This window comes from Streptomyces sp. C10-9-1 (genome assembly GCF_024497955.1).
Lineage (GTDB): Bacteria > Actinomycetota > Actinomycetes > Streptomycetales > Streptomycetaceae > Streptomyces > Streptomyces sanyensis.
In genome coordinates this window covers 55,873-79,593 of record NZ_JANHKP010000001.1, presented here as the reverse complement: position 1 = coordinate 79,593, position 23,721 = coordinate 55,873, and the positions used below count along the sequence as shown (strand labels likewise).

The window sequence follows — 23,721 nt, the reverse complement described above, 5'->3', positions numbered from 1 at the left end:
CGCCGCCCCGACCGGGACGCTGCGGGCCCTCCCGCCCGCCGCCCCGCCCGGAGCCGCCCGCCCGGTACCGCCACGCACGGTCGACACCACCTGCTTCGCCGCCCCCTGCCTCGCCCGCGCCCCGTCCGGCGCGGTGCCTGCCGGGATTCTGGCACCGCGGGGGAGGGCCGCGCGGGCACGGCGGGGTGCTGTCACCCTTGGCTCGTACGTACGAGGCGCCGTCCACGGGCGCCGCAGGCACGCCTCCGGCGACCGGCGCCTCCCCGCCGCCGCCGGGACGCGGGCACCGGGTGTGCGCACGCGGCACGCGTCGGGCCCGAGTGTCCGTCGCGGTGATGCCTCGTTGTCCCGCACATGAAGATGACGGAGCTTGAGGACTACGCCGTTCGGCCCGGGCTGGTACGGGAATGGACGCTGCACCCTTCGGTGTTCTCGGCCGCGCGCCGGGCCGGGCGGGACGCGGCGCCTCCCTCGTACAACCAGGAGTCCCACATCCGCACCATGGCCCGGCTGACGGAGCTCGGCACCCGCACGGCGGACTGGGCCGGTGTGGCGTTCGAGCTGCCGGACGAGCTGGACACCGGGGCGTTCGGCAGGGCGCTGGTCGCCTGGATGGGCCGCCACGAGTCCCTGCGCAGCGGGTTCCGCCAGGCGGGCGGGGAGATGCACCGCTTCACCCTGCCCGCGGACGCGATCGACCTGAGCTGCGAGGTCCTCGGGGACTTCGGGGACGCCGCGGTGCTGAACCGCTTCCTGCGGGACCGGCTCGACGCGGGGACCCACACGCTGCGGTGGCCGAGCTTCGTGGTCGAGACCGTGCAGCGGGCCGGTTCGGTGACGGTGCTGCTGGCCTTCGACCACCTGCACTTCGACGGCTACACGCTGTTCGGCATGGTGCAGGAGGTCCGTGAGTTCTACCTGGCCGCCCGCGAGGGACGCGCCCCCGTGCTCGCGGCCACCGGCAGCCACGTCGGCTACAGCGCCGTGGAGCGCCACGAGGCGCAGGGCATCGGCCGCGAGCACCCCGCCGTCCTGGCATGGGAGCGCTTCCTCGCGGACTGCGGCGGACGCCCGCCGCGGTTCCCGCTGCCGCTGGGGGCCCGCGAGGGGGAGCTGCTGCCCCAGAAGTCGCTGTTCCGGTGGCTGCTGGACCCTGCCGAGACGGCCGCGTTCACCGACGCCTGCCGGGCCGAGGACACCATCCTGCCCTCCGGGGTGCTCGCCGCGGCCGCCATGGCGGCGCGCGCGCTCGGCGCACCCGGACCGTACCGGACGGTCATGCCGTTCCACACCCGGTCCCGGGCGGAGTGGACCTTCTCCGTGGGCTGGTTCGTCGGCGTCGGCCCGGTGGAGGTGGACCTGCCGCCCGCCTGCGACTTCCGCACGGCCCTCCCCCTCGCCCAGGCCGCGGCCCGGGGGGCCCGCCGGGTGGCCCGCGTCCCGTTCTTCCGGGTCTCCGAACTCCTGGGCGTGGACTACCGGAGAACCGAGCCGGACCCGTTCTCGCTGCTCTCCTACATGGACCTGCGCGAACTCCCCGGTGCGGAGGACTGGGCCCGGCTGAACGCCCGCCTCCTGACCCGGATCTCCGACAGCGGCAAGGCGTGCCTGTGGGCCATGTGCGCGCCGGAGGGCCTGTACCTGTTCGCCCGCCACCCCGACACCGACGTCGCCGCGGCGAACCTGCACCGGTTCGCGGAGACCTTCCGCGAGATCGTGCGGTGCGTGGCCCGGACGGGGAACGCCACCACCGCGCCCCGCCGGGTTCCCGCGCCTGCGTGACACCCCGGCGGCCGAGGGCCCGGCACCCACCGGCGGGCGGCCCGGACCGGGACGGGGCCGCACGGCCCGGCCGCCCCGCGCGCCGGGGCGCTCAGGCGCCGTCCCGGACGTCGATCCGCTCGGCCCCCGTGTACACGTTCATCCCGTTGCCGCGCAGGAAGCCCACCAGGGTGAGCCCCGACTCGGCGGCCAGGTCCACGGCGAGCGAGGACGGCGCGGACACGGCCGCCAGCACGGGGACGCCCGCCATCACCGCCTTCTGCGCCAGCTCGAAGGACGCCCGCCCCGACACCAGCAGGATCGAGCGGGACAGCGGCAGCCGGTCCTCCCGCAGCGCACGGCCCACCAGCTTGTCCACCGCGTTGTGCCGCCCGACGTCCTCGCGGACGTCGACCAGCTCGCCCTCGGGCGTGAACAGCGCCGCCGCATGGAGCCCGCCGGTCCGGTCGAAGACCCGCTGAGCCGCCCTGAGCCGGTCCGGCAGCAGCGACAGCAGCGCCGGGGTGACCCGCACCGGGGGCGAGTCGTCGACCGGGAACCTGGCGGTGGTGCGGACCGCGTCCAGACTCGCCTTGCCGCACAGCCCGCAGGAGGAGGTCGTGTAGACGTTGCGCTCCAAGGTGATGTCCGGAACGGGGACGCCCGGAGCGAGCCGCACGTCCACCACGTTGTAGGTGTTGGAACCGTCCTCCCGCGCGCCCGCGCAGTACACGATCGTCCGGAGCTCGGACGCCGCACCGAGGACCCCCTCGCTCACCAGGAAGCCCGCCGCGAGGGCGAAGTCGTCGCCCGGGGTGCGCATCGTGACGGCCAGCGGTCTGCCGTCGAGGCGGATCTCCAGGGGTTCCTCCGCCACCAGGGTGTCGGGGCGCTCGGAGACGGCCCCGTCGCGGATGCGGAGGGTGCGGCGGCGCTCGGTGACCCGTCCCATGCCATCAGTCCACTCGTCCTCGGTCCGGCAACCGCCGGACACACCGGGAAGCGGCACCACCCGTGCCGCCGCGGGCGCCGCGGTTCCCCGCTCGTCCAACGCCGCGCGGACCTCGGCGCCCCCATTCTCCCGCACGGTCCTTCCGTGCCCCGCGGCCGCCTGCCCCGCCGCCGCGCCGGGCCAGGCGGAGGGGAAGCCTCCAAATCCTGGGCCGCGAAGCTGTGGGATCACCTGCCCCCGTACCCGTTGGTAGCAGCCAAGACTGGGTGGTTCATCGCCACCGCAGTACCGAGGGGAACCACCATGACCGGCTCACGTGTCGTCGCCGTCGGGCACTACCAGCCCGCCAGGGTCCTCACCAACGACGATCTGGCGGCCATGGTCGACACCAGCGACGCGTGGATCCGCAGCCGGGTCGGGATCTCCACCCGCCATATCGGCGGCCCCGACGAGCCGGTCGACGAACTCGCGGCGCACGCGGGCGCGAAGGCCCTCGCCTCCGCCGGACTCACCCCGGCGGACGTGGACCTGGTGCTGGTCGCCACCTCCACCGCCGAGCACCGCTCCCCGAACACGGCCGCCCGGGTCGCGGCTCGCCTGGGCATGGGCGCGCCCGCCGTCATGGACCTCAACGTCGTCTGCGCCGGCTTCACCCACGCCCTCGCCACGGCCGACCACACCGTGCGCGCCGGTGCCGCCACCCGGGCCCTGGTGATCGGCGCCGACAAGATGGGCGACATCGCCGACTGGACCGACCGGACCACCTGCGTCCTCGTCGGCGACGGAGCGGGCGCGGCGGTCGTGGAGGCCGCCGGTCCCGGCCAGGAGGCCGGAATCGGCCCGGTGGTCTGGGGCTCGGTCCCGGAGATGGGCCACGCCGTACGGATCGAGGGAACCCCGCCGCGCTTCGCGCAGGAGGGCCAGGCCGTCTACCGCTGGGCCACCACCCAGCTGCCCCCGATCGCGCGCCGGGTCTGCGAGCAGGCCGGCCTCGGCCCCGAGGACCTGGCCGCGGTCGTCCTCCACCAGGCCAACCTGCGGATCATCGAGCCGGTGGCCCAGCGGATCGGCGCCGTCAACGCCGTGGTCGCCCGCGATGTGGTCGACTCCGGCAACACCTCGGCCGCCTCGATCCCCATGGCCCTGTCCAAGCTGGTCGAGCGCGGCGAGATCGCCTCGGGCGATCCGGTGCTGCTCTTCGGGTTCGGCGGGAACCTCTCGTACGCGGGACAGGTGATCCGCTGCCCCTGAGGCCCCGAGCGGGCACCCGCCGCGCCAGACTGGGCCCATGACGACGAAGCGGAGCGCGGGGCTGCTGCTGTACCGCCGGCGCGGCGGCCTGCTGGAGGTGCTCATCGGGCACATGGGCGGACCGTTCTGGGCCGGACGGGACGGGGAGTCCTGGTCCATCCCCAAGGGCGAGTACACGGCCGACGAGGAACCGGCCGCTGCCGCCCGGCGCGAGTTCGAGGAGGAACTCGGGCTCCAGCCGCCGCCCGGGGACTGGAGGCCGCTCGGCGAGGTCCGGCAGCGCAACGGCAAGATCGTCACCGCCTGGGCGCTGGAGGGCGACCTGGACACCGCGCTGGTGGTGCCGGGCACCTTCACCATGGAGTGGCCGCCGGGCTCGGGGAGCCGCGTTGAGTTCCCCGAGATCGACCGCGCCCGGTGGTGCACTCCCGAGGCCGCCCGCCCGCGGCTGGTGGCCGCCCAGCGCGCGTTCCTCGACCGGCTGCTGGACCTCCTCGGCGAGGGCGGCGGCTGACGGCGCCCCTCGGGGGCGCCGGCCGCGCCCTCGGACCCGGGCGCGCTCCACGGGGATCCACGGCTCTTCCCCGGCCGCCGTGCCGCCGGCGGCGACCCGGGCCCGCAGGATCGCGGGGCCCGGCCCGGTGCGGTAGGCGCTCGCCGGGGACCCTTGCGTGAACCCGTCGCGCCACAGCCGCTGGAGGGCCGCGGGGAAGGGGCCGGAGTCCCGGACACGGCCCAGGGGCCCGCCTCCGCGCGCGGCGCGTCCGGCCCCTCGGGAACCCCGGCGCCGCTGACCACCCCGTGCCGCTCGTCCGGTTCGGTCCCCTCGCGCGGCTGTCGTCCACATCGGCGCTCACCTGGACCGTGCCCCCGGGTTCCTGGTCGGACAGGGCCTCGGTCCGGGCGGCCGCGGCCGGGTCGAGGCCGCGGGCGAACTCGGTGATCGCCGGGTTCAGCCCCTCGTGCACCACGGGCACCCGGGCCCCCGGCCCACCACCGCGAAGGCGCCCTTCTCCACCACCCGCCAGCGCATGCCGCTGCCGCCCTCCACGACGAGCCGGATGGACATCCTGGGCTGCGCCCGCAACGCGGCCCCCTGCGCCGTGCCTCGCCCGGACCGACGCCGCGCACGGCGCGGAACGCCCGGGCGAAGGCCCCATCCGAGCCGTAGCCGTGGCGCACGGCGATCTCCGGCAGGGTCCTCCGGCCGTCCGGGACCCCGGCACCCGACAGGGTGAGCCGCCGGCCGCGGACGCACGCCGACAGCGGCATCCCGGCCAGGGCCTCCGCCCGGGCGTCCGCGGGGCACTTCCGGTCCGCCGGCGCCCCGCGGGGCGCCGGCGGAGGCGGAAAAAGATGCTACCGACCGGTAGTGGGATGGTCGCCTGCCGTCCACTATTGAGCGCGAGCATGACAATCGCTCGTCCGGCCTCGGCGAGCGGGACACGAGCCGGTTCCACACCCGGGAGACCCCTCATGCATGCACATGCCATCACCCTGCGCGCCGCCGCCGGACTCGCGGCGGGCGCCGTCCTCGTCGCCGTCCCGGCGACCTCGGCCTCGGCCGCGGACACGGCCCCCGAGCGCACCGCCCCGGCCTCCGCGGCCGCCATCGTGCCGGTGGACGTCGACTACGCCACCTGGCAGCGCGACGTCGCCGCCGTGATCGCCGAGGCGCGGCCCTATGTCGAGGAGCGCGCCGGGCAGGCGGGGCAGGAGAAGCAGGCGATCGTCCTCGACATCGACAACACCGCGCTGGAGACGGACTTCCACTGGTTCTGGGAGCTGCCCACTCCCGCAGTGGCGCCCGTCCGTGAACTCGCGCGCTACGCCGACTCCCAGGGCGTCGCGGTCTTCTTCGTCACCGCCCGCCCGGGCATCATCAGATCGCTCACCGACTGGAACCTGAGGAAGGCCGGCTACCCCGTCGACGGCCTCTACGTCCGTGACCTGCCCGACCTGTTCGAGGAGGTCAGCGCCTACAAGACGGAGAAGCGGGCCGAGATCGAGGCCAAGGGGTACACGATCATCGCCAACATCGGCAACAACACCACCGACGTCGTCGGCGGGCACGCGGAGCGGGCGTTCAAGCTGCCCGACTACGGCGGCAAGCTCTCCTGAAGCCCTGAAGCCCTGAAGCCCTGAAGCCCTGAAGCCCTGAAGCCCTGAAGCCCTGAAGCCCTGAAGCCCTGAAGTCCTGAAGCCCTGAAGCCCTGAAGCCCTGAAGCCCTGAAGCCCGGGGGCGCAGGGGTGCGGGGGTGCGGGGGCGCGGCGGTCCCGGGGCGGTGCGTCCCCGCGGGGCACCGGGCCCCCGTGCGGTCGCGGGTCACGGCGCACGGCGGGCCGTGCGAGTCCCCCGCGGGGGAGTGCGCCTCAGCCGATCCCCTGGCGGTCCGGCTCCAGGGCGAACACCCGGTCGGCGGTGACCGGCTGCTCAGCGGTCACCGCCCGCACCAGCAGCCGCCGGTGCCGTTCCAGGGGCCCGCGCCGCTCCGCCGGCACGATCCGCAGCAGGTCCTCGAAGCCCGCCATCAGCCGCCGGGAGACCTGCGGGTCGTCCACGGCGCGGCCGCGCAGCTCGGCGAAGCCCAGGTCGACCAGGTCCTCCCACCCCGGACCTTCCTGCACCAGCCGCACCGCGCCCCCGCGGTCCCGATGGTGCACGGCGCCCAGGGGGTGGTGCGCGACGACCGCCAGGTAGGCCACGATCCGGTCGATGCACTGCACGGCCGTCGTGGGGTCGTTGACACCGGGGGACACCGCCCTCAGCCCGATGTCCGCCAGCTGCCGCAGGCCGAAGGCGAGGTCCATGTGGAAGGTGCGCTCCACCCCGACGGACACCGCCGACCGCAGCACCGCCGTCGAGGGTGCCTCCGCCCCGTGCCCGTGCACCGCCAGGACGGGGGTCCCGGACACCACGTAGTCGCCGATCCGGGGGATCAGCCGCAGCACCACGTCCTTGCGCCGGGCGGCCCGCACCAGGCGGGCCACGTGGACGTCCCGCAGTGTCCCCGCAGGCCCGCGGTGCTCCAGCCGCCCCCTCTCGGGCGGCAGGTCCGCGCGGTCCGGCGGCTGTACGGGCATCCGGGTCAGCCCGGTCAGCGACTCCCGCAGCACGCGGTCCACCACCGGGCCCACGCGCATCAGCTGGAGCGTCTGGGTGACGTAGGCGATGAACAGCAGCAGGCTGAGCCCGACCAGCACCAGGGTGAGCAGGCTCTGGACCAGGGGCACCGACGTCACCCGGGCCGGGTCGGTCTCGCTGTCGTAGGAGGTGAGCACCAGCAGTGAGAGGGCGAAGGTCGACAGGAACACCGCGAAGGTCGCCTTGCTGATGCGGCTGCGGGTGAACAGCCGCACCACCCGCGGGCTGAAGTTCCCCGCGGCCATCTGCACGGCCACCAGCGAGATGCTGAAGACCACGCCGATGAAGGTCATCATCGCCGCGCTGATCGTGGTCACGATCGCCCTGGCGTCCTGTGCCCAGGACACCAGGGTCCGCACGGCCTCGTCCTCCCCGGCCTGCTGGAGCTCCGTGAGGATCGCCTGGTCGAGCGCCTCCGCGCCGCTCCAGACGAACCCCACCAGGAACAGTGCGGCCGTGGGGGCGAACCAGAACGTGTCGCGCAGGTGCTCGCGCAGGGGCGAGAGGGGGCGCGGTTGCCGCGTGCGGCGCGGGGCGGGAGGACTGCCGTTGCTCACACCGCCGACGCTAACCCCACGCAGCGTGCTCGGAGCGGCACACACGGCGAGGGGTGTCGCGGAAGGTGCGGCCGGGCGTCGCTGACCACGGCAAATGTGGGTGAGGGGCGCCGTGAACCCCTGGTATTGTTGTCCCTGTCGCCACGGGAGACCGGGGCCGACCACCTGGTCCGGGTGGCGGAATGGCAGACGCGCTAGCTTGAGGTGCTAGTGCCCTTTATCGGGCGTGGGGGTTCAAGTCCCCCCTCGGACACCAGTAGAGACCCCAGTCGACCTGGGGTCTCTTGCGTTTCGGTGTGATCGGCCGCGTGACCGACGGCCCGGTCGAATCGCCTGGTCGGACCAGGGATGACAGTCGTATTCGGGCAGCGCCGGAAGCGGCCGGGGCACCGTCGTCGAGACCGGCACCCGACTCCTGCCGCCCCGCCGGCATGCGAGCCCGGCTGAGGAAGGCGCCCGGGCCGGCTCAGCGCGATCCCTGCCTGCCCCGACGTGGCGACGAGGGCGTCGAGGGACACCGGAACGGAGGCCGGTGGTTCATCCGCCCGCGGGGTCCTCGGCCTCCCAGCGAAGCAGGTCTCCCGGCTGGCATCCGAGCACCTCGCAGAGCGCGGCGAGCGTGGAGAAGCGCACCGCCTTGGCGCGGCCGTTCTTGAGTACCGCCAGGTTGGCGGGCGTGATTCCCACGCGGTCCGCGAGTTCGCCCACGGTCATCTTCCGCCTGGCCAGCATCACGTCGATGTCGACGGCGATCGGCATCAGATCACCTCGTCCAGCTCGGCCCGCATCCGCGCCGCTTCGACGTCGCGGGCGACGGCCTGCGCGAGGAGCGTCCGCAGGACGGCCACGATGAGCGCGACTCCCAGGATGGCCACGCCGACGCCGCCCATCAGGAGGGTGACGCCCGGGTCGTCCCGCTGGCCGGGCGCGTTGAGTGCGGTGACCGCGAACCACACGAGGGCGGCCGCCACGATCGCGCCGGTCAGGACGTCCACGTACCGGAAGGCCGCGTGGGAGAACACGGTTCCGCGCCGCACCCTCGTCACCAGGCGCCAGACGCAGACCAGGGCGACCTGTGCCGTCCCGATGCCCAGGACCGTCAGCACCCGCAGCGGGGTCAGCGGGAGCGATCCGTCCTCCGGGTCGCTTCCGCTGACCAGCGCCCACACCATCAGTGCCTGTACGAGCAAGGCGCCGGTGAACACCACCGCGATCACGGCGCGCAGCGCGTGCACGGTCAGTCGTCCCATGCCCTGTCCTTCCATCGATCCACGATAGGAATCTATCGAATATCGAGAGGCTGGGCAAGGTTCGGGTCGACGGGCGGGACCGCCGTCCGCCCGACGGCGGGCCTGCCGCGCCACGGACGGCGCGGCAGGCCCGCCGACCGCCTCCCCCGCCCTGCTTGTGCCGGGCCCGACCGCGCGCGATGGTCGTAGACGGAGGTGTCCGGCGCGCAGTGCCCCCGGCGGGGGCGGCGTGCCGCCCGCGGAGCGAAGGAGGCCCCCGATGACGACCCCGCCCCGCCGGGACGGACGCCGGGCGCACCCGCGCGCCCACCCCGGGCGCACCGGCCCCGCCTGGCTGGAGGACGCCGTGCTCTACCAGGTCTACCCGCAGTCCTTCGCCGACTCCGACGGCGATGGCATCGGGGACCTCGCCGGTATCGAGCAGCACCTCGACCACCTGGCCTGGCTCGGGGTGGACACGGTGTGGCTGAACCCCTGCTTCGCCTCCCCGTTCAGGGACGCGGGCTACGACGTCACCGACCACCTGGCCGTCGCACCCCGCTACGGCACCACCGACGACCTCGCCCGGCTCGTCGACCGCGCCCGCTCCCGCGGCATCCGCGTACTCCTCGACCTCGTCGCCGGCCACACCTCCGACCGGCACCCCTGGTTCACCCGCTCCGCCCGGGACCCCGGGGACCACCGCTACATCTGGGCCGACACCGACGAGCGCCCCGGCGACGGGTTCGAGGCGTCCCCCGGCACCCGGCGCGGCTGGTACCGGCCCAACTTCTTCCCGAGCCAGCCGGCCCTGAACTACGGTTACGCCCGCCCCGACCCCGCCGAGCCGTGGCGCCTGACCGTCGACGCCGAAGGGCCCCGGGCGAACCGCGGAGCGCTCCGCACGACCATGGACCACTGGCTGGCCCTCGGGGTGTCCGGGTTCCGGGTCGACATGGCCTCCTCCCTGGTGAAGGACGACCCCGGCCACGCCGAGACCGCGAGGCTCTGGCGGGAGCAGCGGGCCTGGCTCGACCGTGCCCATCCGGAGGCGGTGCTGATCGCGGAGTGGGGGGACCCGGCGGCCGCGCTCGCCGCGGGCTTCCACGCCGACTTCCTCCTCCAGTTCGGCGGGAACGCCGACGGGCTGGCACTGCGCTCGCTGTGGAGCAACGGCACCGGCACGGTCCACGAGCACTGGGCACCGCTGCCCGCCTACTTCGACGCCGAGGGCGCGGGCGCCGTGGGCACCTTCCTCGGCGGCTGGCGGGCCGCCGCCGAGGCGGCCTCCCTCGCGGGCGGGGGTGTGATCGCCCTGCCCACCGCCAACCACGACTTCTCCCGTCTGGCCTCCGGGCCCCGCACGGCCGGGCAACTCCGCGCGGCCTTCGCCTTCCTGCTGACCTGGCCCACCCTGCCCGCCGTCTACTACGGCGACGAGATCGGCATGCGCTATGTCGAGGGGCTCCCCGACCACGAGGGCAGCAGGCTCGGCCCCCGGTACAACCGGGCCGGGTCCCGCACCCCCATGCAGTGGGACGACACCCCCGGGGCGGGTTTCTCCACCGCCCCCGCAGAGGCGCTCTACCTGCCGCTCGACCCGTCCCCCGACCGCCCCAGCGTCGCCGCCCAGCGCCGGGACCCGGCCTCCCTGCTCCACCTCGTGCGCCGGCTCATCGCCCTGCGCAGGGCAGCCCCCGAGCTGGGGCCCCGGGGCGCCGTCCGCGTGCTGGCCTCCGGCTACCCCTTCGCCTACGTGCGCGGCGAGCGCTACCTCGTCGTCGTCAACCCGCGCCGTGAACCGGCCGGATCGGACCTCCCCGGCACGGAGGAGGCGAGGCCCGTGGTGGCCGAGGGCGTCCGCGCCGGCGCGGGGCGGGTGGCGGCGGAGGGCCACGGCTTCGGCGTCTTCGAACTCCCCTGACCGGACGGCCGCCGACGACGGGCCCCGCCCCGGTCCCCGGAGCACCCCGGTGACATAGTCCTGACATGAGTCTCACGGCGCGACAGCTCGCCCTGGCCACCCTGGAACGCCAGCTCCTGCTCGAACGACGGCAGCTCGACGTGGCCGAGGCCGTCCGCCGGGTCTGCGCCCTCCAGGCGCAGGAACCGGCCTCCCCCTACCTGGCCCTGTGGAACCGGGTGCGGGACTTCGCGCCGGAGGACCTCGACGCGGCCTTCGCGGACGGCCGGATCGTCAAGGCCAGCCTCATGCGGATCACCCTTCACGCCGTCCACGCCGAGGACTACGGGCCCTTCCGCGCTGCCATGCTCGCCACCCTGCGGGCCTCGCGCCTGCACGACCGCCGCTTCGCCGCCACGGGGCTGGCACCCGAGGACGCCGACGCGCTGCTCCCGGATCTCGCCGCCTACCTCCGCCGGCCGCGCACCGGTGCCGAGGTGGAGCAGGAGGTCACGGCGCGGCACGGGGAGCACGCGCACCGCATGTGGTGGGCGCTGCGCACCTACGCACCGATCCACCACGCGCCCACCGGCGGGTCCTGGGCGTTCGGGCACCGCAACGCCTACCGCGCCTCCCCGGCGGCCCCCGCGGCCGACGGGCCGGACACCGATGCCGGTGTCCGGCACCTGCTGCTCGCCTACCTGCGCGCCTTCGGCCCCGCGTCGGCCCAGGACTTCGCCCGCTTCACCCTGCTGACGCGTTCCGTGATCGCCAGGGCGCTCCGGCAGCTCGGCGACCGGGTGGAGCAGGTGGCGGGCTCCCCGCGGGCCCCGGTCCTCGACCTGGCCGGGTCCGGGGTGCCTGCCGAGGACACCCCCGCGCCCCCGAGGCTGCTGCCGATGTGGGACAGCACCCTGCTGGCGCACGCCGTCCCCGGCAGGCTGATGCCCCCGGAGTACCGTCCTTTCACGGTCCGGCGCAACGGCGACGTGCTGCCCTGCCTGCTCGTCGAGGGGCGGGTCGCCGGTGTCTGGCGTGCGGTCGACGGCGGAGTGGAGCTGACCGCCTTCCACCGGCTCGGCAGGGCCGCGTGGCGGGGCCTCACCGAGGAGGCGGAGCGCCTCGGCGGCGTGCTGGCCGCCCGGGACCGCAGCGTCTACCGCCGCTACGGGCACTGGTGGGAGAAGGGCCTTCCCCACGCCGAGCAGCGGATCGTCGGGAGCTGAGGGAGCTGAGGGAGCTGAGGGAGTGGGGGGAGCCGGGGAGCTGACGGGGGCTCCGGGAGCGCCGGCGCGGCTCGGGGACCCGGCCCGGTCGGCGGGCGCGGGACGTGCGGTGCCCGCGCATCCGGGAACCGGCCTCTCGCCCGGGTGCGCCGGCACCGCGGCTCCGGCGGCTGCCTCTCAGCCGCCCTCGACGGGCAGGTGGTGGAACACGGGGCTCCCGGACGGCCGGGGCAGCGAGGGGAGGAAGTGGCGCAGCACGGCTGCCGAGGGTGCGAACAGCCGCTCCGGCTGGGGCAGTTCGCCCGGGGCGAACCACTCCCACCGGACGATCTTGTCCGGCTCGCGTACCCGCGCGACGCCGGTCGCCGCCGGGGCCGTGGCCGCGGCCGTCACGCGGGTGAGCCCGCGCTCGCCGTCCAGCAGCACGGCGCCCACGGTGACGCCCGCGGGGTCCAGCATCAGCCCGGTCTCCTCCTCCACCTCGCGGGCCGCCGCCTCCTCGAACCGCTCACCGGGATCGACCTTGCCACCGGGGAGTTCCCAGCGTCCGTCGTGTCCGAGGCCGAGCAGGACGCGCCCGCCGGGATCGCGCAGGGCGACGCCCACGCCGACCAGTCCGTTGGGCGACGGCGACGCCCGCTCCGGGCGCTCGGCCGAGGGTGATCCGTTCGTCGTCATGCCCCCAGTCTGCCGTCTGCCGTCTGCCGGCACGGGCCCGGCACCGGCCCGTCCGCCCGCACCGGCCGGTCCGCCCGCACCGGCACCGGCCGGGAGGCCGTGACGGCGCCTCACGCCCCCGCATCCGCCACGGCCGCCGCGTCGGCCAGCACGGCCAGCGCGGACGCGAGCGCCTCCGCTCCGGACCCGGCCGGGCCGCCGGGCTCGGTCATGTAGAGGTCCCGACGTATCTCCACCATCAGGGCGGCGACCCGCCGGTCCCGCCCGTAGTGCTCCAGCGGCACGTAGGTCCCGGCGAAGGGGCTGTCGAGGCCCGTTCCGCCGAAGCCCCCGAACGCCCTGCGCGCCGCGTCCCGCAGCCACGGCGGTGTGTGGAAGGGGTCCGTGCCGAGGCAGACGGGTGGCCTGGGGCCGTCGCCGTGCAGCTCGTACGGGAGTGGCGCACTGGGGTAGGAGTGCACGTCGATCACCACGGCCCGTCCCGCGGCCGCGAGGCGTTCGTCCACCGCCCCGGCCACCGCCCGGGCGTAGGGGGCGAAGTAGCGCCCGAGGAGCCCGCGGGGGTCGAAGTCCCCGGCCCGCAGCGGCCCCCCGTGCGCGGTGCGCGTGTAGACGGCACCCATTCCGGCCGCGAGCATCTCCTCCCGCTCGTCCGGGAAGCGCTCCGGGTCGACGGCCAGCCGGGACAGCCGGTTGACGAACCGCCAGGGCCTCTCCCGCGCCAGCTCGGCGGCCCTCGCCGCCAACTCGGCGGTGTGGGCGTCGGTGAGGAGGTCGAGTTCGCGCTCCAGCGCCTCGTCGTCGAGCACGATCCCGCGGCGGACCTCGGGCGGCAGCGCGCGCGAGGAGTGCGGCACGTGCAGGAGGACGGGGGAGCCGACAGCCCCCGGCAGGACGTGGAAGGGAGCGTCGTCGCGCGTGGTCATGCGTCCATGGAAGCGCATGCCGGGGACGGCGCGGCCGTTCGTCCGGGCGGAAGGCCCGCCGCGCCGGGTGCCGGGCGGCGGCCCTCAGGACGCGGCCGGAGCCTTCGGGCGCCGGGGAATTCCCGGTGCACCCCGGCCGGCGCGGCCCTAGCCTGATGCGCATGCCCCCGGCGAGAACCTCCTACGTGTGCCTTCCCTGCCGCGCCTCCTACAAGCAGCACTCCGACCCGTCCCGGCGGCGCGTGTGCCCCCGCTGTGCCGCGCCGCTCGTCCACGCGGGCTCCGCGTTCGCGCCTCCGCCGCGCCGGGACCGGGCCGCCTGGCGGACGCTGTCCGTGCTGCTGAACGCGGGCGTGCGCTTTCGCGCGGGCTGCTGCGGGGGTCCCGGCTACCGCCCCCGCACCCTGCGGGAGGTCCGCGAGCGGATGGTGCACGCCGAGCGCACGGGCGAGCCGATCGCCCGGGCGCTGGTACGCCCCGAACTCCCCTGACCTTCCGGGGCCCGGCCGGTCCCGCCTGCGCGAGGGCGGGATATCCGGTGGTGGGAGCGGGCCTGCGGCGGTGATGATGCCGCCATGAGCGAACACCCCCCGCCCGTGCAGGCCCTGCTCGTCGTTGACGTCCAGCGCGCCTTCGTGGCCGGGGACGGCGCCGTGCCCGGCGCCGGGCGGCTGCTGGCGCGGACGACGGGCCTCATCGCCCGGGCGCGCGCGGCCGGAGCCCTCCTCGTGCACCTCCAGAACGACGGGCCGCCCGGCGCGGAGGACGAGCCCGGCACACCGGGCTGGGAACTCCACCACACGGTCGTGCCGGGCCCGGACGAGACGGTGGTGCGCAAGGAGGAGGACGACGGCTTCGAGGGGACCGCACTGGAACGGCTGCTGGAGGACCGCGGCGTGACGGCCCTCGCGGTCTGCGGGCTGATGTCGGAGATGTGCGTCCGGGCCACCGCGCGGGCGGCGCTGTCGAGGGACTACCGCGTGGTGCTGCCGCACGACGCCCATGCCACCCACGACATCCCGGCGGCGCCGGGCATCGCCGACGCCGTGCCCGCGGCGGCCGTCTCCCGCGTGGCCGAGTGGTCCCTGGGCAGCGACGCCGAGGTGGTCCCCCGCGCGGCGGAGGTGCGCTTCACCCGCCCGCCCGCGGTGCCGCCGCGCTGACCGCGGGGCGGCACCGCGCCGGCCCCTCACCTGCGGACGGAGGCCGGCTCTCCTGCCGCGGCCGTCTCCGCCCGGGCGGAACCCGTGGCACGCCGGGCCCGGCGGCGGACCCACGGCGCGAGCTGCACCGCGCCGAAGGCGACCTCGACGACCAGGAAGAACCACAGCAGCCGCGTGGCGCCGTGCGCGAGGGCGTAGCCCTGCCACAGCGCGAACAGCACTCGTGCCGCAGCGTCGAGGACACCGTGCACGGCCCGCGTCCCGGTGAGGCGCAACAGGGACCAGACGACCACGACCGAGCCCATGAGGTTGGCGTAGAGCGTCTGCACCGGGTCGAGCGGAGGCATCCCGCCGAGGCCCAGCGCCTCACCCGCCCACGACAGCGCGCGGTGGAGCAGCACGTACGTCCACGGGGTCATGAATCCGGCGGTGACGACCAGGTCGTACCAGGCGCTCGCACGCACCAGCCGCAGATAGCGGCGCACGTCGGCCGGGGGAGGGAAGGGGGTCACGGCGGACTCCTGCTCGGTCGGTCTTCGATGGAGCCCGACCGTAAACAGTGGAGTACGCTCCAGGGTCAAGGCCGGGCGGCGACCGCGGTCCGGCGCACGAGTCCCACGGCCCGGCGGAGGCGGCGATGCGTATCGGCGAACTGGCGGAGCGTGCCGGGATGAGCCGGGACGCCATCCGCTTCTACGAGAAGGTCGGCCTCGTCACCGGCCGCCGACTGCCCAACGGGTACCGGGACTTCCCCCCGGAGACGGTGGACTGGCTCCTGCAGGTCCGCACCGCCCGGCGACTCGGCTTCACCCTCGCGGAGATCGCGCAGCACGGCGAAGGCGTCCGCGGGGCCGCGGACGCCGCCGAGGCGCTGGACGCGCTGCTCCGCGAGAGGATCCGCCTCATCGACGAGCGCATGGCCGAACTCGCGGCCCTGCGAGCCGACCTCGACGCGCGTGTCGGCGTCCCCTGCCCGGTGCTGACGGCACCCTCCGGCTGAGCCCGCCGGACCGACCGGCCGGGCACCAGGGCCTTCGAGGCCGACTCCCGCCAACCCTGCCACTGCGCAACGGAGTTGCTTGCCCCCGACCCGCCCGCCTGCGAAGATCACTGGTCGACCGCTGCGGGGGCCCCGTCCCCCGCACGCCGACCAGTGAGGGAGTCCGACCATGACCGGGACCGATCCGGCCGCCTTCTCGCGGATCGACACGAGCAGGCCGCATCCGGCCCGCGTCTACGACTGGTACCTCGGCGGCAAGGACAACTACCCGGTGGACGAGCAGCTCGGGCGCCGGATCATGGGAGTGGACGGGACGGCACAGCACGTCGCCCGCACCAACCGCTGGTTCATGCAGCGGGTGGTCCGCTGGCTCGCGGGGCAGGCCGGTGTCCGGCAGTACCTCGACATCGGCACCGGCATCCCGACCGAGCCGAACCTCCACCAGATAGCCCAGGCCGCGGACCCGGCCGCGCGGATCGTGTACACCGACAACGACCCCATCGTCCTCACCCACGCCGCGGCGCTGCTGCGCAGCACCCCCGAGGGCGCGACGGACTACATCCAGGCCGACGTCCGCGATCCCGGGCGCATCCTGCAGGAGGCCCGCAGGACCCTGGACTTCGGCCGCCCCGTGGCCCTGTCGCTGGTGGCGCTGACCCACTTCCTGGGCGACGAGGACCGGCCCTACGACCTGGTGGCCGAGCTCGTCCGGGCGCTGCCCTCCGGGAGCTACCTGGTGCTCTCCCAGCTCACGGCCGACCTCGACCCGGCGGCCGTGATGACCGGCGTGCAGATGTACAAGGCGAGCGGCGTCACCCTGGCGCCGCGCACCCACGCCGAGGTGGGCCGCTTCTTCGAGGGCCTGGAACTGGTCGACCCCGGCGTCGTGCAGGTGACCGGGTGGCACCCCGAACTGGCCGCCGACGAGGCCGTGCTGGAGGGCGCCGTGATCTCCCTGTACGGGGCGGTCGGCCGCAAGCCCTGAGCGGCCGCACTCCCGGACCGGCGCCCGCCGGGCCGGGAGCGGCGGCGGTGCGCCGGGCGGCGGCGAGGGCCCGTCGTCGGGCCGGGACCGTGCGGGCCCCGGGCGGACGCCGCGACGGCGCGGGCGCCGGGCGGGTGGGGCGCGGGCGCCGTGCGGGGCGGGAGTGCACACGGCGGAGAAGAGCACGCGTCCCCAACCGCTCCTTATGGTTCGCGCGGGCCTATGATGCGCCGGTGTTCGACTCACGGCACGTCAAGACCTTCCACGAGGTGGTCCGCACCGGGTCCTACTCGGCCGCCGCCCGTGCCCTCGGCTACACCCAGCCGGCCGTCACCCAGCAGATGAAGGCCCTCGAACGGGACGTGGGATCGGCCCTGTTCGTCCGGGTCGGCCGGAGCATGAGGCTGACCGAGGCCGGGGAGTCGTTCGCCCGCCACGCCCGCGGGATCCTCGACTCGATGGCGGCCGCGCAGGAGCAGATGGACGCACTGGCGCGGCTGAAGACCGGCCGGGTGCGGCTGTGCGCGTTCCCGAGCGCCGGTGCCACCCTGGTGCCCGAGACCCTGGCCCGGCTGGACGCGGCCCACCCGGGCATCAGGGTCGACCTGCTGGAGGACGAGCCCCCCGCCTCCCTGCGCCGCCTGGCCCGCGGAGAGTGCGACATCTCCCTCGCCTTCACCTATCCCGGCCTCCACGAGCACGTGCCCGAGGAGCTCGTGGAGATACCGCTGCTGGAGGACCAGCTCACCGTCCTGCTGCCCGCCCGGCACCCGCTGGCCCGGCGGCGCGCCGTGCGGCTGCACGACCTGGCCGGCGAGCGGTGGATCGCCGGATGCCCCCGGTGCCGCGCCAACCTGCTGCACGAGTCCGCGGAGGCGGGCTTCGTCCCCGACGTCGCCTTCACCACCGACGACAACCTGGCCGTGCAGGGCCTGGTCGCCGAGGGGCTGGGCGTGGCGATGATCCCCGCGCTGGTCCTGACCTTCCTGCGCCACCCGGCCGTCACCGGGCGTCCGCTCCAACCGCTCACCCGACGCCGGATCTTCGCCTACGTCCTCCGCGAGCACCTGCGGATCCCCGCCACGGCGGCCGTCCTGGAGCAGCTGCGCACGGTCGCCGCGAACAAGTCCGGCTGCTGACCGCGCGCACGGACCGCGCGCACGGACCGCGCGCACGGACCGGGCGCTGCGGGGCGGCGGGGCGCCGCCCCGAACCATAAGCGTTTCGACGGGGAGTCCAAGAAACGGTCGTTGGACGTGGCGGAAGGGCGCCCCGAGCCTCTTCGTATGACCACACTTCCCTCCGCGTACACCGCACCCCGTCTCACCCCGCGCGCCGGGCGCCTGATCGAGGACGTGCGCCGGGCGGTGCGCCCGGGCCTGTGCCCGGACGGCACCGCCCGGGCGGTCGGGGAGGCACTCGCCCCCCACCTGGGGGAGCGGGACCTGCTCACGGACGAGCAGCGCCAGGGGGACCCGGGACGGTACCGCCAGCACCTGCTGCACGCCGAGCACGACGGCAGCTTCTCCCTCGTCGCCCTGGTCTGGCTCCCCGGGCAGGGCACGTCCGTGCACGACCACGTCGCCTGGTGCACCACCGGCGTCCACGAGGGCGAGGAGCGGGAGCGCCGGTACCGCCTCGTCCCCGGCGACGGCCCCGCCGCGCCCGCGCACCTCCTCGCGACCGCGGAGGCGGTCAACCGCCGGGGCGAGGTCTGCGGTTTCGCCCCGCCCGGGGACATCCACCGGGTGTGGAACGCCGGACCCGGCAGGGCCCTCTCGCTGCACGTCTACGGAGCCGACATCTCCCGGCTCGGCACCAGCGTCCGACGCGTCTACGACCTGCCCGCCGACCGCTGATGGCCCTGCTCAGGGAGCGGGCCCCCACCGGGCGTGCCGCGCTGCCCGGGCCGCTGCCCGGGCTCGCCCTCGCCGCCGCCGCCGTGGCCGCCGCCTGGGCGGTCCACCTGCTGCTGCCCGGGGTGCCGCTGCTCACCACGGCCCTGGTCCTCGGTATCGCCGCGGCCCATCTGCCCCGGCTCGGCCCGGTGGTCCGCGGCCGGGCGAGGCCGGGGCTCACCTTCGCGGGGCGGCGGCTGATGCGCGTCGGCATCGTGCTGCTGGGACTGGCGCTGGGCCTCGACGACGTCCTGGGGCTCGGCTGGGCCACCGCCCTGACGGTGCCCGCGGTCGTCGGTGCCACGCTGCTGGGGACCTGGTGGCTCGGGCGGAGACTCGGCCTCCCCGGCGACCAGCCCCTGCTGGTCGCCGTGGGATACGCGATCTGCGGCGCCTCGGCCGTCGGCGCGGTCGCCGAGGCGAGGGAGAGCGAGGAGCGCGACGCGGCCGCCGCGGTGGCCCTGGTCACCCTCTGCGGCACCCTGGCCGTCCTGGTACTCCCGCTGCTCCAGGGGCCCCTGGGGCTCGGTGACGCCGCATTCGGCCGCTGGGTCGGCGCCAGTGTGCACGACGTCGGGCAGGTGGTGGCCGCCGCCCGGACCGCGGGTCCCGAGGCACTGGGCGAGGCGGTGATGGTGAAGTTGATGCGGGTCGCCCTCCTGGCGCCCGTGGTCGCCGCGGTCGCCCTGTCCGTGCGCCGCCGCCTGCGGCACCCCGCCGCGGCCGTCGCGCCCGGTGCCGCCGGGGGAGGGGCGCGGCGCCCCCCGCTCGTGCCGCTGTTCGTCCTGGGCTTCCTGGCGGCGGTGGCCCTGCGCAGTACGGGGCTGCTGCCCGGCGCCGTCCTCGGCGGGGCCCACGCGGTGCGGGAACTGCTCCTCGCCGCGGCGCTGTTCGCCCTGGGAAGCGCGGTGCGGCTGCCGTCGCTGGTGCGCGGCGGAGGCCGGGTCGCGCTGCTGGGCCTGGCCGCCTGGGGGGTGGTCGCCGGGGCCTCCTACGGGGGTGTGCTGCTGGCCGGCGGCTGAGGCGGGCGCGGCCGCGTGCCCTCAGGGCCTGCGCGGGGACCTGCCCCGGGAGAGGGTCTGCCCCGACCGGGCCTCCAGCTTGCGCCGCGCCCGCGCCACGTGCTGCTCCACCGTGCGGGGCGACAGATGGAGGGTCGCGGCGATCTCCTTGTTGGTGAGCCCGGTCGCCGCGAGGTCCGCCACCTCCTGCTCGCGCGGGGACAACTGGTCCCCGTACCCGGGGCGCCCGCGCGGCCGCCGGTCCCCGGCCGGGCGGTGGGCGCGGAGCAGGGCCCGGACCCGGGCCGCGTCCCATCCCGCTCCCAGCTCCGTCAGCCGCTCGACGCAGGCGGCCAGTTCCTCCACGGCGGCGGCGGTGTCCCCGTCCCCGGCGAGCGCGCAGCGGGCCGCGGACTCGGTCGCCAGCAACGCCGCGTACGGCCGGGGGAGGCCCGCGTAGACCGAGGCCGCCTCCCGGAACAGCGCCGCGGCCTCCGCCGGTTCGCCGCCGGCCTCCGCCTCGAGGGCCCGGCACCACAGCAGGGCCGCGTCCGAGGCGGGGGCCCGGCGCCCCGCCAGCCCTGCCGCGTACTCCTCCACCATGCCCCGGGCCGTCTCCCGGCGCCCCGCCCGGAGCGTCGCCTCGACGGCCCACGGGGCCAGCTCCGCCGCCCACACCCACACGCCCTTGTCCCGCACCCGGTCCCAGGCGTCGGACGCCTCCTCGGCCGCGGCGGCCACGTCCTCGCGCACCAGGGCCATGCGGATGAGGCCCCCCGAGGCGGCGGCCAGGTGCGGCACCGCCACGGCGTCCCGGTCCCGCGGGCCGTCCCCGGTCAGCCACGCGGCCGCCTGCTGCCACTCGCCCCTGCACAGCGCGAGCATCCCGAGCACCATCCGCCCGTCCACCGCCATCCCCGGCATGGCCTCGACCTCCGCGACGAACGCCCGCGCCCGCGCCGGGAGCCCGTCCCACCGGCCCTCGGCCCAGTCGAGCAGCAGCCCGGTTCCCCGGGCTCCCTCCTCCACGTACGCCGCACCGCTGCGCGTGGCCATCGCGACGCCCTCCGCGAGCAGCTCCCGCGCCGGTCCCAGCTCTCCGAGCCAGAGCGCGCCGTCCGCCGCGTTGCACAGGCCGCGCGCCACGTGCTGCTGGTACACGGGGCTCTCGGTGTCCCTCGGCAGGGCCTCCAGCGCCGCCCAGGCGGCGGGGTCCCCCGTGTACATCAGGGTGCCGGCCCGGTTGGCCGCCACCGAGGTGCGCGCCTCCTCGTCGCCGCTGGCGGCCCCCGTCTTCTCGGCCTGCTCCAGCCAGTACAGGTTCCGCTCCAGGGGGACGGTCGACAGCAGCGGCATCGCCAGGGCCGACATGGCCCGCGCCGCCATCACGGGGCGCTCGGCCAGCTCCTCCACCGCCTGCTGGAGTTCCAGCCGGCCCTGCATCCCGGACACCGCCTGGTTGCACAGCAGCAGGCCGAGGTCGAGCCGGATCTCGCCGCGCACGGCCACGGGCAGCGACTGCTCGCTGAGGATCTGGCGCAGCACGGTGACGGTCTGCTCCGACCGCAGCCCGAGGACCGCGCTGTGCGCCAGCAGGGGGGCCAGGCGGGCGCGGGCGCCGAGCGGGACGGCGGGGCCGGACAGGGTCTGCTCCAGCAGGTCGACGGCGGCCTGGTGGTCGCCGGCCGCGGCCCGCTCCCGGGCGGCCTGCTCCACGGCGTACAGCCAGCCGCGGACCTCGCCGGCGTGGCGCCGGTGCCGGGCGAGCGCCATCCAGGGCACCGGGCGGCGGTGCCCCAGCACGTGCGCCGCGGTGCGGTGGAGATCCCGCCGCACCGGCCCCGGTATCTGCGCGTACACCGCGGCGGCGGCCGGCGGGGCGAAGAAGCCGTAGCGGCCCGCGGCGTCCTCGGTCAGCAGGCCGCCGCGCAGCGCCCCCACCAGGGCGCGGGTCCCGGCCTCGCCCGCCACCCCCGCGACCGCGCACAGCTCCTCGGCCTCCACCGGCTCGCCCAGCACGGCGGCCGCCCGGACGACGGGGCGCGCCGCCTCCGGCAGGGCGGCGGCACGGGCGAGGGCCAGGTGGGCCAGGCGGGGCGGGGCGCCGACCGCCTCCAGATCCCGCACCGTGTAGCGCTCCCGGGGCTCACCGGTGTCGCGCAGCAGCCGGGCGAGGTCCACGGCCACCTGCGGGATCCCGGCGGACCGCTGCGCGATCCGGGCGAACAGCTCCGACGGCCCGCAGCCGGGCCCGAGCACCTCCTCCACCACGGCCCGCACCTGCGTCGCGTCCAGTGGTTCCAGCCGCAGCCGCTGCACGGCCAGCCCGGCGGGCAGCCGGGCCGCGTGCCCGAGGGGCAGCCCGGGCTCGCGCAGCTCCTCGGGCCGGTAGGTGAGGACGGTCGCCAGCCCGGGCGGGGGTGCGCCGAGCACCCGGCGCAGCTGCCGCAGCGCCGCGCGGTCGGCCAGATGGACGTCCTCGGCGAGGAGCAGGACCGGCCGGACGGCGGGTCCCTCCCCGGCCGCGCGGGCCCGCGGGACGAGGAGGCGGTCCAGGGCGGCGGCGAAGGCCTCGCCGGTGAGGGGCTCGCCGTCTACCGGGGGAAGGGCGGCGGCGGGTGCGCCGCTGTCCCCCCGGGCGGCGCCGGGTGCGCCGCCGTCGTGCGGGGTGCCCGCGGGCCGCGTCCCCGGCGCGCCGTCCGGACGGGTGCGCTCCGCTGCCGGCGGCGCGCCCGGCGGCCGCGGGGAGGTGCCGGTGCCCCCGGAGCCCGCGAGCGCGGCGCCGAACGGGGTGAAGGCGACCGCCACCGTCCGGGCGCCGGCGGCCTCGGCCCCGGCGAGGAGCCGGCGCGCCAGCCGCGAGCGCCCGGTACCGGCGGGGCCCTCCACCAGCAGCAGCGCGGCCCCCGGCGCACGTTCCGCGTCCGTTCCGTCGCGGGCGAGGACACGGGCGAGCCAGCGGTCGCCCGCCTCGTCACTCACGGTGTCCACCGCATCACCCTCCTGGGAGTTTCCGGGGCAATTCGATTCTTTACGTATACGGGTTTCAGTGTCCCTGATTGCGGTGGTTCGGCGCTGCCCGACAGTGTGTGTGCTGCCGCAGAAGATCTGCATGGCTGTCGACGGCCCGGGAGCGACGCGAACCGTCCTCCAGGCCGCTGGACCTAGGTCGAGGCGCAGGAGCCCGGCCGAACAGGAGCCCAAGTGATTGCCATAGAACGTGCCTCGGACCCGGCCCGGAGGCGGGCCGGTCCGGCCTCGGACCTCCGGGGTCTGGCCCACTGCGCGATGCCGGCCTCGCCCGAGGCCGCGCGCACCTTCCGGCGCCTCGCCCGGGCGGTCGCACGCCGATGGCGGCTGGCCGAGCATCTCGACGAGGCGCTGTCGGTGATCGTCACCGAACTCGTCACCAACGCGGTGATGCACAGCGGCAGCCCCTGGGTGTCGACGGTGATCAGCGTCCGGGAGGACGCGGTGACGATCGAGGTCATGGACGGCGGGTGCTGGAAGGACCGCCGGGACCGCAGGCAGGAGCCGCTGGACGCGAACGTGCCCTGCGGCAGGGGGCTGACCCTGGTGGACGCCTACGCGCACCGCACGGTCGCCCACCGCTACGACCACGGCAGCGTGGTCCTCGCCGAGATCGCCCTGTGCAGGGCCTCCGGTGTGCCGCGCGGGCAGGGCGAGGCCGCTCCCCGGAGCTGCCGGGGGCTCGCCGCCGACGGTCAGGCCGTCGACCCCGAGCTGGGTCTCGACCCGGGCCTGGACCCGGACCTCGATCTGGAGATGGCCGAGACCCTGGAGCATCCCCCCGAGGAGTTCGGGCTGGACGTGGAGGCCGAGCTGGAGGAGTTCGACCGCGACCTGGGCCTGGACCTCGACTTCGACCTGCGTCCGTGACCGTCCGGCCCCCTGACCGGTCCCGCCCCGCCGGATGCCGCTCACGCCGGCCCGCTTCCCGGGCCGTGTGCGTGCCGGGTCGGCGGAGGGGGCCGTCCCCTCGGCGGCGTCCGCCCCCGGCCCTCGCGCCGCGGTGCCCGTGCGGG

At 76.0% G+C, this 23,721-nt stretch carries 22 protein-coding genes and 1 tRNA gene; 15 read left to right on the top strand and 8 right to left on the bottom strand.

Annotated features, from left to right (window positions below; translation table 11 throughout):
• Positions 1–360: 360 nt before the first annotated feature.
• The gene (locus tag NPS70_RS00400) at positions 361–1,782 is read left to right on the top strand and encodes a condensation domain-containing protein (protein ID WP_256521397.1); all 1,422 of its coding nucleotides are present in this window, start codon (positions 361–363) and stop codon (positions 1,780–1,782) included.
• 91 nt (positions 1,783–1,873) lie between these two features.
• On the opposite strand, the gene fdhD is transcribed toward NPS70_RS00400, so the two are convergent.
• A complete protein-coding gene (gene fdhD, locus NPS70_RS00395; RefSeq protein ID WP_256521396.1) occupies positions 1,874–2,713 on the bottom strand; it encodes a formate dehydrogenase accessory sulfurtransferase FdhD in 840 nt (279 codons plus the stop codon).
• Positions 2,714–3,016: 303 nt separating this feature from the next.
• Here fdhD and NPS70_RS00390 point away from each other — a divergent pair, with 303 nt between their 5' ends.
• From NPS70_RS00390 to NPS70_RS00375, 3 genes are all read left to right on the top strand, one after another.
• Positions 3,017–3,964 carry a beta-ketoacyl-ACP synthase III gene (locus NPS70_RS00390; RefSeq protein WP_256521395.1) on the top strand — a complete coding sequence of 316 codons (948 nt, stop codon included), beginning with the start codon at positions 3,017–3,019 and terminating at the stop codon, positions 3,962–3,964.
• A 37-nt stretch (positions 3,965–4,001) separates the two neighbouring features.
• Positions 4,002–4,478, top strand: coding sequence for an NUDIX domain-containing protein (locus tag NPS70_RS00385; protein WP_256521393.1), 477 nt, complete (start codon positions 4,002–4,004; stop codon positions 4,476–4,478).
• 962 nt (positions 4,479–5,440) lie between these two features.
• Positions 5,441–6,085, top strand: coding sequence for an HAD family acid phosphatase (locus NPS70_RS00375; protein ID WP_256521391.1), 645 nt, complete (start codon positions 5,441–5,443; stop codon positions 6,083–6,085).
• A gap of 252 nt (positions 6,086–6,337) precedes the next feature.
• Here NPS70_RS00375 and NPS70_RS00370 read toward each other — a convergent pair whose 3' ends face one another.
• A complete protein-coding gene (locus tag NPS70_RS00370) occupies positions 6,338–7,666 on the bottom strand; it encodes a DUF2254 domain-containing protein (RefSeq protein WP_256521390.1) in 1,329 nt (442 codons plus the stop codon).
• A gap of 168 nt (positions 7,667–7,834) precedes the next feature.
• Here NPS70_RS00370 and NPS70_RS00365 point away from each other — a divergent pair.
• Positions 7,835–7,922: transfer RNA gene (locus NPS70_RS00365), tRNA-Leu, on the top strand.
• A 281-nt stretch (positions 7,923–8,203) separates the two neighbouring features.
• On the opposite strand, the gene NPS70_RS00360 is transcribed toward NPS70_RS00365, so the two are convergent.
• Both NPS70_RS00360 and NPS70_RS00355 read right to left on the bottom strand, forming a co-directional pair.
• On the bottom strand, positions 8,204–8,425 hold the full coding sequence (locus tag NPS70_RS00360; RefSeq protein WP_256521388.1) for a helix-turn-helix transcriptional regulator: 222 nt from the start codon (positions 8,423–8,425) through the stop codon (positions 8,204–8,206).
• On the bottom strand, positions 8,425–8,916 hold the full coding sequence (locus NPS70_RS00355; protein WP_256521381.1) for a DUF2975 domain-containing protein: 492 nt from the start codon (positions 8,914–8,916) through the stop codon (positions 8,425–8,427). The genes NPS70_RS00360 and NPS70_RS00355 overlap by 1 nt, the downstream gene beginning before the upstream one ends.
• A gap of 259 nt (positions 8,917–9,175) precedes the next feature.
• Here NPS70_RS00355 and NPS70_RS00350 point away from each other — a divergent pair, with 259 nt between their 5' ends.
• The gene (locus NPS70_RS00350; RefSeq protein WP_256521379.1) at positions 9,176–10,819 is read left to right on the top strand and encodes an alpha-amylase family glycosyl hydrolase; all 1,644 of its coding nucleotides are present in this window, start codon (positions 9,176–9,178) and stop codon (positions 10,817–10,819) included.
• Between the two features lie 65 nt (positions 10,820–10,884).
• Positions 10,885–12,024, top strand: a complete 1,140-nt coding sequence (locus NPS70_RS00345) for a winged helix DNA-binding domain-containing protein (RefSeq protein WP_256521378.1) — start codon at positions 10,885–10,887, stop codon at positions 12,022–12,024.
• A 177-nt stretch (positions 12,025–12,201) separates the two neighbouring features.
• Here NPS70_RS00345 and NPS70_RS00340 read toward each other — a convergent pair whose 3' ends face one another.
• Together NPS70_RS00340 and NPS70_RS00335 are read right to left on the bottom strand one after the other, a co-directional pair.
• Positions 12,202–12,702: an NUDIX domain-containing protein gene (locus NPS70_RS00340; protein WP_256521377.1), complete on the bottom strand. Its 501-nt coding sequence runs from the start codon at positions 12,700–12,702 to the stop codon at positions 12,202–12,204.
• Positions 12,703–12,812: 110 nt separating this feature from the next.
• Complete coding sequence (locus tag NPS70_RS00335) at positions 12,813–13,628, bottom strand: N-formylglutamate amidohydrolase (protein ID WP_256521376.1); 816 nt, start codon at positions 13,626–13,628, stop codon at positions 12,813–12,815.
• Positions 13,629–13,789: 161 nt separating this feature from the next.
• On the opposite strand from NPS70_RS00335, the gene NPS70_RS00330 reads away from it, so the two are divergent.
• Complete coding sequence (locus NPS70_RS00330) at positions 13,790–14,119, top strand: deoxyxylulose-5-phosphate synthase (protein WP_256521375.1); 330 nt, start codon at positions 13,790–13,792, stop codon at positions 14,117–14,119.
• A gap of 84 nt (positions 14,120–14,203) precedes the next feature.
• Positions 14,204–14,791, top strand: a complete 588-nt coding sequence (locus NPS70_RS00325) for an isochorismatase family protein (RefSeq protein ID WP_256521374.1) — start codon at positions 14,204–14,206, stop codon at positions 14,789–14,791.
• Between the two features lie 26 nt (positions 14,792–14,817).
• On the opposite strand, the gene NPS70_RS00320 is transcribed toward NPS70_RS00325, so the two are convergent.
• Positions 14,818–15,303, bottom strand: a complete 486-nt coding sequence (locus tag NPS70_RS00320) for a hypothetical protein (protein WP_256521366.1) — start codon at positions 15,301–15,303, stop codon at positions 14,818–14,820.
• A 125-nt stretch (positions 15,304–15,428) separates the two neighbouring features.
• On the opposite strand from NPS70_RS00320, the gene NPS70_RS00315 reads away from it, so the two are divergent.
• From NPS70_RS00315 to NPS70_RS00295, 5 genes are all read left to right on the top strand, one after another.
• Positions 15,429–15,791 carry a MerR family transcriptional regulator gene (locus tag NPS70_RS00315; protein ID WP_256521365.1) on the top strand — a complete coding sequence of 121 codons (363 nt, stop codon included), beginning with the start codon at positions 15,429–15,431 and terminating at the stop codon, positions 15,789–15,791.
• Positions 15,792–15,960: 169 nt separating this feature from the next.
• Complete coding sequence (locus NPS70_RS00310) at positions 15,961–16,776, top strand: SAM-dependent methyltransferase (protein WP_256521364.1); 816 nt, start codon at positions 15,961–15,963, stop codon at positions 16,774–16,776.
• 233 nt (positions 16,777–17,009) lie between these two features.
• On the top strand, positions 17,010–17,915 hold the full coding sequence (locus NPS70_RS00305; RefSeq protein ID WP_256521363.1) for a LysR family transcriptional regulator: 906 nt from the start codon (positions 17,010–17,012) through the stop codon (positions 17,913–17,915).
• 147 nt (positions 17,916–18,062) lie between these two features.
• Complete coding sequence (locus NPS70_RS00300) at positions 18,063–18,635, top strand: cysteine dioxygenase family protein (RefSeq protein WP_256521362.1); 573 nt, start codon at positions 18,063–18,065, stop codon at positions 18,633–18,635.
• Positions 18,635–19,696, top strand: coding sequence for a YeiH family protein (locus tag NPS70_RS00295; protein ID WP_256521361.1), 1,062 nt, complete (start codon positions 18,635–18,637; stop codon positions 19,694–19,696). The genes NPS70_RS00300 and NPS70_RS00295 overlap by 1 nt, the downstream gene beginning before the upstream one ends.
• Positions 19,697–19,717: 21 nt before the next feature.
• Here the strand turns inward: NPS70_RS00295 and NPS70_RS28645 are convergent, their stop codons facing one another.
• A complete protein-coding gene (locus tag NPS70_RS28645) occupies positions 19,718–22,666 on the bottom strand; it encodes a helix-turn-helix transcriptional regulator (protein ID WP_308314962.1) in 2,949 nt (982 codons plus the stop codon).
• Between the two features lie 213 nt (positions 22,667–22,879).
• On the opposite strand from NPS70_RS28645, the gene NPS70_RS28420 reads away from it, so the two are divergent.
• Positions 22,880–23,575, top strand: a complete 696-nt coding sequence (locus tag NPS70_RS28420) for an ATP-binding protein (protein ID WP_308314961.1) — start codon at positions 22,880–22,882, stop codon at positions 23,573–23,575.
• Positions 23,576–23,721 lie beyond the last annotated feature (146 nt).

Bases quoted from the DNA above. Each gene is read 5' to 3' on its own strand.
- NPS70_RS00400 (WP_256521397.1), top strand. From the start codon at position 361: ATGACGGAGCTTGAGGACTACGCCGTTCGGCCCGGGCTGGTACGGGAA.
- fdhD (WP_256521396.1), bottom strand. From the start codon at position 2,713: ATGGGACGGGTCACCGAGCGCCGCCGCACCCTCCGCATCCGCGACGGG.
- NPS70_RS00390 (WP_256521395.1), top strand. From the start codon at position 3,017: ATGACCGGCTCACGTGTCGTCGCCGTCGGGCACTACCAGCCCGCCAGG.
- NPS70_RS00385 (WP_256521393.1), top strand. From the start codon at position 4,002: ATGACGACGAAGCGGAGCGCGGGGCTGCTGCTGTACCGCCGGCGCGGC.
- NPS70_RS00375 (WP_256521391.1), top strand. From the start codon at position 5,441: ATGCATGCACATGCCATCACCCTGCGCGCCGCCGCCGGACTCGCGGCG.
- NPS70_RS00360 (WP_256521388.1), bottom strand. From the start codon at position 8,425: ATGCCGATCGCCGTCGACATCGACGTGATGCTGGCCAGGCGGAAGATG.
- NPS70_RS00355 (WP_256521381.1), bottom strand. From the start codon at position 8,916: ATGGGACGACTGACCGTGCACGCGCTGCGCGCCGTGATCGCGGTGGTG.
- NPS70_RS00350 (WP_256521379.1), top strand. From the start codon at position 9,176: ATGACGACCCCGCCCCGCCGGGACGGACGCCGGGCGCACCCGCGCGCC.
- NPS70_RS00345 (WP_256521378.1), top strand. From the start codon at position 10,885: ATGAGTCTCACGGCGCGACAGCTCGCCCTGGCCACCCTGGAACGCCAG.
- NPS70_RS00340 (WP_256521377.1), bottom strand. From the start codon at position 12,702: ATGACGACGAACGGATCACCCTCGGCCGAGCGCCCGGAGCGGGCGTCG.
- NPS70_RS00335 (WP_256521376.1), bottom strand. From the start codon at position 13,628: ATGACCACGCGCGACGACGCTCCCTTCCACGTCCTGCCGGGGGCTGTC.
- NPS70_RS00330 (WP_256521375.1), top strand. From the start codon at position 13,790: ATGCCCCCGGCGAGAACCTCCTACGTGTGCCTTCCCTGCCGCGCCTCC.
- NPS70_RS00325 (WP_256521374.1), top strand. From the start codon at position 14,204: ATGAGCGAACACCCCCCGCCCGTGCAGGCCCTGCTCGTCGTTGACGTC.
- NPS70_RS00315 (WP_256521365.1), top strand. From the start codon at position 15,429: ATGCGTATCGGCGAACTGGCGGAGCGTGCCGGGATGAGCCGGGACGCC.
- NPS70_RS00310 (WP_256521364.1), top strand. From the start codon at position 15,961: ATGACCGGGACCGATCCGGCCGCCTTCTCGCGGATCGACACGAGCAGG.
- NPS70_RS00300 (WP_256521362.1), top strand. From the start codon at position 18,063: ATGACCACACTTCCCTCCGCGTACACCGCACCCCGTCTCACCCCGCGC.
- NPS70_RS00295 (WP_256521361.1), top strand. From the start codon at position 18,635: ATGGCCCTGCTCAGGGAGCGGGCCCCCACCGGGCGTGCCGCGCTGCCC.